At 42.1% G+C, this 9,914-nt stretch carries 12 protein-coding genes and 2 pseudogenes; 9 read left to right on the top strand and 5 right to left on the bottom strand.

Translation table 11 applies throughout. From position 1 onward, the window contains the following. Positions 1-190: 190 nt before the first annotated feature. A pseudogene (gene fur / locus ABJK37_RS24520) lies at positions 191-283 on the bottom strand (ferric iron uptake transcriptional regulator); the annotation flags it as partial. Between the two features lie 343 nt (positions 284-626). Here fur and ABJK37_RS24515 point away from each other — a divergent pair. The 6 genes from ABJK37_RS24515 to ABJK37_RS24490 are packed head-to-tail and all read left to right on the top strand — an operon-like array spanning position 627 to position 3,835. Next, positions 627-974 (top strand): hypothetical protein, encoded by a 348-nt coding sequence (locus ABJK37_RS24515; RefSeq protein WP_348359399.1) that lies wholly within the window; start codon positions 627-629, stop codon positions 972-974. A gap of 10 nt (positions 975-984) precedes the next feature. Continuing rightward, the gene (locus ABJK37_RS24510; protein WP_348359396.1) at positions 985-2,364 is read left to right on the top strand and encodes a class II fumarate hydratase; all 1,380 of its coding nucleotides are present in this window, start codon (positions 985-987) and stop codon (positions 2,362-2,364) included. Position 2,365: 1 nt separating this feature from the next. Further along, entirely contained in the window at positions 2,366-2,800 is a 435-nt protein-coding gene (locus ABJK37_RS24505; protein ID WP_348359393.1) for a tetratricopeptide repeat protein, read from the top strand. Positions 2,801-2,811: 11 nt separating this feature from the next. After that, positions 2,812-3,021 carry a hypothetical protein gene (locus tag ABJK37_RS24500; protein ID WP_348359390.1) on the top strand — a complete coding sequence of 70 codons (210 nt, stop codon included), beginning with the start codon at positions 2,812-2,814 and terminating at the stop codon, positions 3,019-3,021. Further along, positions 3,018-3,518: a superoxide dismutase, Ni gene (gene sodN / locus ABJK37_RS24495; protein WP_348359387.1), complete on the top strand. Its 501-nt coding sequence runs from the start codon at positions 3,018-3,020 to the stop codon at positions 3,516-3,518. The genes ABJK37_RS24500 and sodN overlap by 4 nt, the downstream gene beginning before the upstream one ends. A 17-nt stretch (positions 3,519-3,535) precedes the next feature. Further along, positions 3,536-3,835: a S24 family peptidase gene (locus ABJK37_RS24490; protein WP_348359384.1), complete on the top strand. Its 300-nt coding sequence runs from the start codon at positions 3,536-3,538 to the stop codon at positions 3,833-3,835. A gap of 135 nt (positions 3,836-3,970) precedes the next feature. On the opposite strand, the gene ABJK37_RS24485 is transcribed toward ABJK37_RS24490, so the two are convergent. Then, positions 3,971-4,282 (bottom strand): hypothetical protein, encoded by a 312-nt coding sequence (locus ABJK37_RS24485; protein ID WP_348359381.1) that lies wholly within the window; start codon positions 4,280-4,282, stop codon positions 3,971-3,973. A 118-nt stretch (positions 4,283-4,400) separates the two neighbouring features. On the opposite strand from ABJK37_RS24485, the gene ABJK37_RS24480 reads away from it, so the two are divergent. Continuing rightward, positions 4,401-4,856, top strand: a complete 456-nt coding sequence (locus tag ABJK37_RS24480) for a hypothetical protein (RefSeq protein WP_348359379.1) — start codon at positions 4,401-4,403, stop codon at positions 4,854-4,856. 74 nt (positions 4,857-4,930) lie between these two features. Here the strand turns inward: ABJK37_RS24480 and ABJK37_RS24475 are convergent. Then, positions 4,931-5,032 (bottom strand): annotated as a pseudogene (locus ABJK37_RS24475) (type II secretion system protein N); the annotation flags it as partial. Between the two features lie 244 nt (positions 5,033-5,276). Between ABJK37_RS24475 and ABJK37_RS24470 the strand changes: the two are divergent. Both ABJK37_RS24470 and ABJK37_RS24465 read left to right on the top strand, forming a co-directional pair. Beyond that, complete coding sequence (locus ABJK37_RS24470; RefSeq protein ID WP_348359376.1) at positions 5,277-5,576, top strand: type II toxin-antitoxin system HigB family toxin; 300 nt, start codon at positions 5,277-5,279, stop codon at positions 5,574-5,576. A 10-nt stretch (positions 5,577-5,586) separates the two neighbouring features. Beyond that, positions 5,587-5,955: a DNA-binding protein gene (locus tag ABJK37_RS24465; RefSeq protein WP_348359373.1), complete on the top strand. Its 369-nt coding sequence runs from the start codon at positions 5,587-5,589 to the stop codon at positions 5,953-5,955. Between the two features lie 519 nt (positions 5,956-6,474). Here the strand turns inward: ABJK37_RS24465 and gcvP are convergent. Then, a complete protein-coding gene (gcvP, locus tag ABJK37_RS24460) occupies positions 6,475-9,393 on the bottom strand; it encodes an aminomethyl-transferring glycine dehydrogenase (protein ID WP_348359370.1) in 2,919 nt (972 codons plus the stop codon). A gap of 124 nt (positions 9,394-9,517) precedes the next feature. After that, positions 9,518-9,907, bottom strand: a complete 390-nt coding sequence (gcvH, locus tag ABJK37_RS24455; RefSeq protein WP_348359367.1) for a glycine cleavage system protein GcvH — start codon at positions 9,905-9,907, stop codon at positions 9,518-9,520. Positions 9,908-9,914 lie beyond the last annotated feature (7 nt).

Below are 9,914 nucleotides of genomic sequence, written 5' to 3'. Positions count from 1 at the left end.
TTTGGTGTGACATTGACCAAGTACTTTGATAAAAGTTGTCTTACATTCATAGTGTTTTCCGTGATTATTTTTGTTTGGCGATAGAATTGATCACCAAACACTATGAATGTTCACTTTTTTCTAATTATCTCATTGTTTTTTATGAGTATTTCGTGGGGATTCGTCAGACTCTGCCCCCTTTTACTTCCTGTTGGTGAGAGGGATCTTGCAGTATTTTTAGGATTAACAAGCGAGGATGGGTGACTTTAAGTCCTGCTTTTTTCAATTCTTGGTTCTGGTCCATCGTTTTCTCCTTGTTGTTCTTAAGATGGGTCGCTAGGTCAGATGTGTCCACAAAGACTATTCTTAATAAATAAATCATAGAGTATGAGTAATAAAATACACCCAACAATTGCAAATGATAATTATTCGCAAATTAAATATAAATGAATAACGAAGATAGACAACCATTATGCCCCTTAGTTTTATTAATATTAAAGGTGCTAAACCTCACTCATTCACATACCACTGCCATCTCAAGTAACGACTAATTCATTATTTTGGTTAATTTTTGTTCTCAAGCAGTTGACAGAGACATATTTTGACACCATTATGATAATACGAACCATTATCATTTAGATTTTGATATGAATACAATACAAACTCTAGAATTAAATGCACTCGAACATCTCATACGTAATGGCTTGCAACCAGATAATCCGCCTTTAATAGATAACTATATAGGAAAGGCAGAGTGCGAAACCGACATGTTGACGACGGTAACCGCCAAGCGACAAGTATTAAAAAGGGTGTTCCAGACCTTGATGGATACCATATGCGACACCTATGTGGCCAGTCATTGGCGGCGTTTGTGTTTAGACAATGTTCATCGCCCATTACATGCCATTGAACAGCTGTCCATAAGTAGTAAAGACAAAGCCGAAGTTTTAAAACTTCGCTATGAACTAAATACGTTAAGCCGTTATTTTCTTTAAAGGCAGTAAGATGAAAAAGATAAGAATTGAAAAAGATAGCATGGGAGAGTTAGATGTCCCAGTCAACGCATACTGGGGTGCTCAAACCCAAAGAGCCATCAATAACTTCCCTGTTAGCGGCTTATCTATGCCAGAACCTTTTGTACATGCGCTACTTTTAGTCAAAGCCTCAGCGGCTCAGACCAACATGCAATTAAAAGAGCTAGCGCCGGATATTGGGCAAGCCATTGAACAAGCCTGTGCGGAACTGTTAAGGGATCCAAAACTGATGGAACACTTTCCAGTTGATGTGTTTCAAACCGGTTCAGGCACCAGTTCTAATATGAACGCCAACGAAGTCATCGCACATCTTGCCAGTAAACTATCTGGTATAGAGGTTCACCCAAATGATCATGTTAACTATGGTCAAAGTAGTAACGATATTATCCCTACCTGTATTCATGTAAGTGCTGCATTGGCGTTACATCACGAGCTGCTTCCTGCGCTGACACACCTCTTAACCATTATCGAGCAAAAAGCTTCGCAACTCACAGGCTACTGTAAAACAGGCCGCACTCACCTAATGGACGCCATGCCAGTAAGAATGGATCAAAGCCTACTTGGCTGGGGCGCGCAGTTATCACAACAAATTCATCATTTAAAAGCCATACAACCGTCGATTCAATCCCTTGTTTTAGGCGGTACTGCAGTTGGAACAGGCGTGAATGCCCACCCCGATTTTGCGCCAGCCTTTAACCTAGCACTGAGTAAAGTAACGGGGCTAGATTTTACTAAAGCGGATAATTTTTTTGCAGGAATGAGCGCGCAAGATACTGCTGTTACTTTATCCGGGCAGACTAAATCTGTGGCAGTCACATTCATGAAAATAGCCAATGACTTACGCTGGATGAATTCAGGCCCACTAGCCGGTTTAGGTGAGATATCGCTGCCGGCATTACAGCCCGGCTCATCAATCATGCCAGGAAAGGTGAATCCTGTTATACCCGAATCAGTGGCTATGGTGGCAGCACAAGTCATAGGCAACGATGCAGCGATTACTATTGGCGGCCAGTCAGGCAACTTTGAGCTAAATGTCATGCTACCTATGATTGCCCATAACTTGTTATCTAGTATCCAGATATTAAGTAATGCCAGTCGCTTACTCGCAGATAAAGCCATCCATGACTTTACGATAAATGAAGACAAGATTACCCAAGCCTTGCATAAAAACCCCATACTGGTCACTGCCCTCAATCCCATTATTGGCTATGCCAAAGCGGCTGAAATTGCCAAGCAAGCCTATCAAGAAAAGCGTGCTGTATTAGACGTAGCAGAACAACACACTGATATCCCACGCGCAGAGCTTGAACGCCTACTAGACCCTATAAAACTGACGAATGGAGGAAACTAACATGCGTAACGAAGATAGCGTTGAACTATGGAAAAAACACATCAATGCCGGCAATGACAACTTCGATAAGCAGCAAATTTTAGGTGCGCTAGCCCATTACCAAGAAGCCATTAGTCTGGCAGAGCAACTACTGTCTGGGCATCAGGATCCAAAAGGTGCAGTCGCAGCAACAGTCGTGAGCTACCACAATTTAGCCGATTTATATCTCAGAGAAGGGCAGCCAGTGTTAGCCGAATGCGAACTCGAAAATGTGCACACAAAGCTATCTAACTGCCTGAATAAGGAAAAATCTGACAATAAAGTGCGAGCCTTACTATGGGGCATAAACCGCACTTACTTTGCGTTAATGAGCCATAGAGAAACTTACTCAGACAACACAGAAGTGAGTGTGCCTTTTTTGCCCTTTGAACATAATTTTAAAAACAACCTAAGTTGATAGGAATGCAGATGAAAATATTACATAAATTAAGTTACTTCTTGGTGTCTATGCTTATTAGCGGTTCGGTATTTGCCCATGAAGGTCATGACCACAACCATTGGTCAAGTGATTCATTACACTTGTTGTTTTACACATCATTTTTATTGATGGTGACATTTGGCATGGCAGCACTGATTAAATTCGTTTTGAATAATATTAAAGTGGAGAGTAAAGAATGATCCATTCAGCGTTACGTCATATTGATAAGATGTTAGGGTTTAATACGGTATCGGCTCATTGCGACATCCCCTGCAAGATTTACGATCCAAGCGGGGCACAAGTGGCTGCGCTGAGTGTAATCCGTTTCTTAGATTTGATTAACGAGCTGGCCGACAAAAGCCCGCAAAATTTAACAGATCAGGCGCAACTGTTACGCCTTGTAAGAGAAAAAGAAATCCATGCTAAAAAGGTAAAAGATGAAATTACCGTGATTTGGGGTGATTACTTCAAACAACCTCAATTTGAACAGTATCCCGATATTCATCAACTGGTGCATAGCATTATGCTAGCTGCGTCAGCCTGTAAGCAACATGTCACCAAAGAAGTTGGGCACAATTTGTTGGACTTGGTGAATCAATTTTCTGAAGCCTTTTGGACAACCAAAGGGGTAGAAACATATACCGCAAACTGTCCTTACCCGCCTAGCTTAGAGGTTGTTTACCCAAAACTAGCCTAGATAAAATATTTAAGACTGTGTTTCGCATCCACATTCATAAAGTCAGCGGCCATAGTATGGCGCCAACGTATACCCATGGCGACTATATCGTCAGTATTCGTTGGCCTCATATGAGTGTATCAGCCGGAACTCCTGTAGTGGTGTCTCACCCGAAGTTTAATCATATTGTTAAGCGGATATCGCACATAGACAAAGCCAAACGAATGAAGTTGGCAGGCGATAACTCCCTAAGCGTGGATACAGAAAAGATGGGCTGGGTAGACAAACAACAGCTAGTAGGGAAAGTTATCCTGCGATTTTCTAATACCAATTCGTAAAAATACCCGCTCACTTGGCGACATTCTAAAGAGCCTTAGTCAAGGGCGTTTAAATGAAGTCCTAGTGGTGCGAGCGAGTTCGGACACACAGCGTAAAGAAGTGGATTCTGTGTTGTACGAATTGGTATTATGCACTCACGCGCCTTGATTAAGCTTCTTTAAATCTCCCTGAGAGGTAATCTCTTTAATGGAAGTATAATAAGAATCCATAGGCGTTTTCTTACTGCGCTTTGGAAATGAGTAATTTCCTAACGCTTTAAGTAAGCGTAAACAGAGCCACAAACCTAAACCGAAAGCAACATCAAAATAGATGTAATACAACCAATCACTCTTTTCGGAATACGCACTCTGCGCACCTTGAGCGAAGTTACAATTAGCAAGCAATAACAAAAATAGAGATAAGCACATTTTATTCTGTGTTTTCATATGATTTTCACTAATGGTCATTTTTTGAGCCTAAACAATAACCTTTAAATAACTCAATTGCAAATGATAATGATTTCTATTTACATGGAGTAATTATTCAGTGTACTCTTTACTTTTCACTCACATAAGAAAAGCAAACATGACACTCACCTTTTTATGTTCAACTCATCGAGATTGGGTTTACTTTCACCCTCAAGAGGCTTTAGCCAATTTAGACGAAGCGCAGATTAAAGGAGAGCTTCTGATGCAACGAGATAAGTGGCAAGAAGCAACGACATTTCTAGGTTGCGCATTTGAGACTACTGAAATATTAATGGAGCTACAAGGAGCGGAGAAATCATTTTTGCTAAGTCGATTAACCTCGTTAGCCATTTGTCTAGCCGTCAGTTTCAAGAAATTAGATGCCATCAAACATCAACATATAGTGTTACATCAAGCGGAACAAAAACTACAAGCTGTCGCCAACACTTCCTTAGGCAACAAGAGCAGGTTGGCTTTTGTACAAGAATGTATTCTGGCAATTAGAAATTATCAGCAGAAGGTGAGTAGATCACAGCAGACTTCGAACACAATGGACTCAGCGCTGCTGCATTAAAAATGTATGGGCAACGTAGGCGTTACTCTTCAAAGGTTTCAAAAACTAGTAAGATGTTGTGAAAATTAGCCAAACTATAGCTTAATTGGGTAATAGCCATCTGCATCTGCTTTACCAAAAAACTGCGCCGCTTGGTGGATTTCTCTAGGTAGGTTAGCATCAGGTTTAAAGCGCCCCAATTAACAAGACATCCATGTTAATTCACTTCAAAGCAACTCCAGACTAATGAAATCAGCTAGTTTTATTCACCTCCGTTCTTCATCTTTATTTTCTCGTTTCAGAATCTAGCCGTTTGATCTTTCTTTTACTGTCGTTTATTTACTATAAATATTGTTAACCAACACCTTCTAATTTCCCATATCGGGAAATTTATTGACAATATGGATTTGCATTCCCATAATGGGAAATAGGGATAAGGGTATGAGAATAATTGCAAGGTCAAGATTACGAGATTTTTGGTTGAATCCAAAATACTCTGATGCTGAGCAACCTTTAAAAGCTTGGTTTGACGAGGTAAAAAATGAGGTGTGGAAGTCTACGCAAGATATTAAAAGTAAATATCGTAATGCTAGTTTTATCGCCAATAACAGGGTGGTATTTAATATTCATGGCAATAAATATCGACTGATAGTCGCGGTTAGATATGACATCAGCATTGTGTTTATTAAATTTATCGGCACACACAAGCAATATAACGACATAGACGCGTCTAGTATTTAGGAGTCACTTTATGAATATAAAACCGATTAAAAACCAGCAGGACTATGAACTTGCTATGGTTACTATTGAAAAGCTTTGGGATGCACAACCAGATTCACCTGAAGCTGACAAATTAGACATATTGGCTACATTAGTTGAGTCATACGAAAAACAACAATTTAAAATTGAAACCCCCGACCCTGTCGCAGCTATAAAGTTTAGGATGGAGCAACAAGGCCTAAGTGATGCAGATTTGGTCCCGCTATTAGGGCAAAGAAGCCGAGTATCTGAAGTATTAAACAAAAAAAGAAAACTCAGCATTTCAATGATCCGCAACTTACACCACAAGCTACAAATACCTTTAGAAAGCCTTATTTCCGATTACCACGTAGTCAAATAATGATATAATCTAATTTTCTCAGGGTAAACTTTCGTCCACTTGTGGCACATATCCAAAATTTACTATAAGCGAAAAACAGAAACAGTAGATACTAAATAGATAACAGCCAAAAAAAGCGATTCACCACAGAGAGCGCAGAGGACACAGAGAAAAGAAAATTGTGACTTCGCAAAAAGATATATCTACCATTTATCTTTAATAGACCCCAAAGAGACCTAACCGGAAATGATGTGAAGATAGAAGCCGGATAGTTCTAACTCCTTTCCCCCAATAAAAATTTTATTTCTACCTGTTTTCCTCCGTGATCTCTGTGCCCTCTGTGGTTCAATTTTTTTGCTTTTTGCTTTAGCTGCTGTACGTTTACTATTGAAAGACTACCGGAATGATGGGTATTGGCACATTTCATATTGAAGGTAGTCTGTTCCATACCCCCCCACTAATCAACTGGCCACAAATAAAAAAACGAGCCTAAGCTCGCTTCTTAAAATAACTAGAAAGTTTGAAATCCCTTCCAAAAAATCAAATTTTTTCCTCAATATAACTCTCAATCGAAGGGCATTCGCAAAATAAATTCCTATCCCCGAAAACGTCATCTATGCGGTTTACCGACGGCCAGAATTTATTTCTGGCAACAGCGGCAACTGGATAAGCAGCAAGTTTTCTATCATAGCTACGGTTCCATTCGCTATCGCAAATATCTTCAAGTGTGTGCGGGGCATTGTGTAGAGGATTGTCTATGCTATCCCACTCACCTGATTCCACTTTGGCGATTTCGGCGCGAATAGATGCCATGGCTTCGATAAAGCGGTCGAGTTCGGCTTTGGCTTCGGACTCTGTGGGTTCAATCATCAGCGTACCTGCTACTGGGAAACTCATAGTGGGTGCATGGAAGCCGTAGTCGTTCAGGCGTTTGGCTATGTCGACTTCGGTGACACCCGAGCTTTCTTTTAGTTGGCGTAAGTCGATAATACATTCATGTGCCACGCGGTTGTTGCGGCCACGGTATAACACCGGGTAATGGGTCGATAATTTTTCGGCTACATAATTGGCGTTTAACATGGCGACTTCGGTGGCTTTTTTAAGGCCTGCGCTGCCCATCATTTTGATGTACATGTAACTGATTGGCAATATTGAGGCGCTGCCCCAAGGTGCCGCCGAAACAGCACCGTGTTCGCGTACTTGGCTGTCGCCAGCGTTTTCTACGCCCACCACTTTGTGGTTAGGCAAAAATGGTGCTAAGTGAGCTTTTACGCCTATGGGTCCCATGCCAGGGCCACCGCCGCCGTGTGGAATACAAAAGGTTTTGTGCAGGTTTAAGTGAGATACATCTGAGCCAATGTGACCCGGTGAAGTCACCCCAACTTGGGCGTTCATGTTGGCACCGTCCATGTACACTTGGCCACCAAATTCGTGCACTATGTCGCACATTTCTTTGATGGTTTCTTCGTATACACCGTGGGTAGACGGGTAAGTGATCATGGCGCAAGCTAAGTTGTCGGCCACTTCTTCGGCTTTTTTGCGTAAGTCGGCCACATCGACATTACCGTTTTTATCACAGTTAACCACTACCACTTTCATGCTCACCATTTGTGCTGACGCTGGGTTAGTGCCGTGGGCCGAGCTTGGGATCAAGCACACGTTACGATGCCCTTCGCCGCGGCTTTCGTGGTATTTTTGAATGGCGATTAAACCTGCGTATTCACCTTGTGCTCCTGAGTTGGGCTGCATAGATAACGCATCGTAACCGGTAATATCAATTAGCCATTCGCTTAGCTCATCGATCATCTGTTTGTAACCTTGCGCTTGGTTGGTGGGCGCAAAGGGGTGCAATTGACCAAACTCGGGCCAAGTGACCGGTAACATTTCCGCTGTAGCGTTAAGTTTCATGGTGCACGAACCTAGCGAAATCATTGAATGGTTTAGAGCTAAATCTTTGTCTTCTAATGATTTAATATAACGCAGCATTTCAGTTTCACTGTGGTAACTGTTAAATACTGGGTGGGTTAAATACTCAGAAGTTCTCAGCAATTCTGCAGGGATAGACTGGCTGCCATTTTCGATAATGTCTGCATCGAAGGCTTTAATATCTAACTCAACATTGGCACCGACAAAGGCTTGATATAATGCTTGTAGATCATCACGCGAGGTAGTTTCGTCTAAGCTGATCCCTAAGGCACCATCTATGTCTGTACGCAAGTTAAGTTTGCTGGCTAAAGCCGCATCAACAATTTGTTGTTTATTGCCCGCCACTTTAACGGTAAGGGTATCAAACCAAGTATTATTCACTAGTTCAAATCCTGCTTTGCTTAAGCCTGAGGCTAAAATATCGGCAAAACGGTGAATGCGCGAAGCAATGGTTTTTAAACCTTCTGGGCCGTGGTAAACCGCATAGAAAGAAGCCATATTGGCCAACAATACTTGTGCGGTACAAATGTTAGAGTTGGCTTTTTCGCGGCGAATATGTTGCTCCCGCGTTTGCAAAGCCATACGCAATGCTGGGCGGCCACGGGTGTCTTTAGATACTCCAATGATACGACCGGGCAATGAACGTTTGTAACTATCACGAGTGGCAAAAAATGCTGCATGTGGACCACCATAACCCATAGGTACACCAAAACGCTGGGCGCTACCTAACACTACATCGGCGCCCATTTCACCCGGTGGTTTAAGCATCACTAAGCTAAGCAAATCGGCGGCAACAGCGACTATGCCTTTGTTAGCTTGCACTGAGGCTATGATGTCGGCAATGTCGTTGATTGCGCCAGAGGTGCCGGGATATTGTAATAAAGCACCAAAAATGTCGTGCTGGCTGGCGTCTTGCGCTTTGCCTACTATCACGTCAAACCCAAACATATCAGCACGGGTTTGCACTACGTCTAAAGTTTGTGGATGCACATCATCAGCAACAAAAAAGCTATTCGCTTTGCGGTTTTTAGAAATACGTTTCGCTAGTCCCATAGCTTCGGCTGCGGCAGTGGCTTCGTCTAACAAAGAGGCCGAAGCTAATTCCATGCCGGTTAGGTCAATAGTAACTTGTTGAAAATTCAATAAGGCTTCTAATCTGCCTTGGGCAATTTCAGGTTGATAAGGAGTATAAGCGGTATACCAACCGGGGTTTTCTAACACGTTACGTAGAATTACGTTGGGCGTAAAGGTATCGTAGTAACCCATACCAATAAACGAGCGCATCACCTGATTTTTGCTGGCCACTGACTTTAAATAAGCCAAGGCATCGGCTTCGGTTTGTGCCTCGCCTACTTTCAAAGGCTTAGATAAACGTATGCCTTCTGGCACAGTTTGCTGCATTAAATCATCTAAGGAGGTTGCACCAATGGCAGTTAGCATATCTGCCATCTCTGTTTCACTGGGGCCAATATGACGACGAACAAAATCTTGTTTCTGTTCAAGCTCTGATAACGAAAAATGGGATAATGACATGGCTAACTACAAATTCCTGATGTAAGCAAAGAGTGAAAACCGTTTAACTGGTGCTCACTCGTTTATTAGAAATAATATTTAAAACAAGGCTTGAGGACATCAATGCCTATTCGTTGAGTAGATATTACTCGTCTTCAATACTGCCTTCGTATCCTTCGGCATCTAACAAAGATTCAACTTCTGTGGGGTCTTCGGCTTTTATCTTAAATAACCAACCGTCTCCATAGGGGTCAGAGTTAACCAACTCAGGTGTATCTTCTAACTCTTCGTTAATTGCAACCACTTCACCACTGATAGGTGCATAGACATCAGAAGCGGCTTTTACTGATTCGGCCACAGCAATATCGTCCCCCGTTCCGACCTCAGCGCCAACATCTGGCAACTCAACAAATACCATATCGCCTAATAATTGCTGCGCATGGTCGCTGATACCTATAGTAAACACACCATCACCTTCCGGGCGCACCCATTCGTGAGTTGAGGCGAAACGTAAATCTGCTGGAATATTGCTCATGTTGGTT

Source organism: Paraglaciecola sp., from assembly GCF_039964565.1.
In the GTDB taxonomy this organism is placed as follows: Bacteria; Pseudomonadota; Gammaproteobacteria; order Enterobacterales; family Alteromonadaceae; genus Paraglaciecola.
The sequence above is the reverse complement of the archived record's forward strand: the minus strand, read 5'-3'. Positions and strand labels throughout refer to the sequence as shown.

What these genes read in the sequence shown, in the direction of transcription:
- sodN (WP_348359387.1), top strand. Translation starts at nt 3,018, where the DNA reads ATGATCCATTCAGCGTTACGTCATATTGATAAGATGTTAGGGTTTAAT.
- gcvP (WP_348359370.1), bottom strand. Translation starts at nt 9,393, where the DNA reads ATGTCATTATCCCATTTTTCGTTATCAGAGCTTGAACAGAAACAAGAT.
- gcvH (WP_348359367.1), bottom strand. Translation starts at nt 9,907, where the DNA reads ATGAGCAATATTCCAGCAGATTTACGTTTCGCCTCAACTCACGAATGG.
- ABJK37_RS24500 (WP_348359390.1), top strand. Translation starts at nt 2,812, where the DNA reads ATGAAAATATTACATAAATTAAGTTACTTCTTGGTGTCTATGCTTATT.
- ABJK37_RS24505 (WP_348359393.1), top strand. Translation starts at nt 2,366, where the DNA reads ATGCGTAACGAAGATAGCGTTGAACTATGGAAAAAACACATCAATGCC.
- ABJK37_RS24470 (WP_348359376.1), top strand. Translation starts at nt 5,277, where the DNA reads ATGAGAATAATTGCAAGGTCAAGATTACGAGATTTTTGGTTGAATCCA.
- ABJK37_RS24485 (WP_348359381.1), bottom strand. Translation starts at nt 4,282, where the DNA reads ATGACCATTAGTGAAAATCATATGAAAACACAGAATAAAATGTGCTTA.
- ABJK37_RS24465 (WP_348359373.1), top strand. Translation starts at nt 5,587, where the DNA reads ATGAATATAAAACCGATTAAAAACCAGCAGGACTATGAACTTGCTATG.
- ABJK37_RS24480 (WP_348359379.1), top strand. Translation starts at nt 4,401, where the DNA reads ATGACACTCACCTTTTTATGTTCAACTCATCGAGATTGGGTTTACTTT.
- ABJK37_RS24510 (WP_348359396.1), top strand. Translation starts at nt 985, where the DNA reads ATGAAAAAGATAAGAATTGAAAAAGATAGCATGGGAGAGTTAGATGTC.
- ABJK37_RS24515 (WP_348359399.1), top strand. Translation starts at nt 627, where the DNA reads ATGAATACAATACAAACTCTAGAATTAAATGCACTCGAACATCTCATA.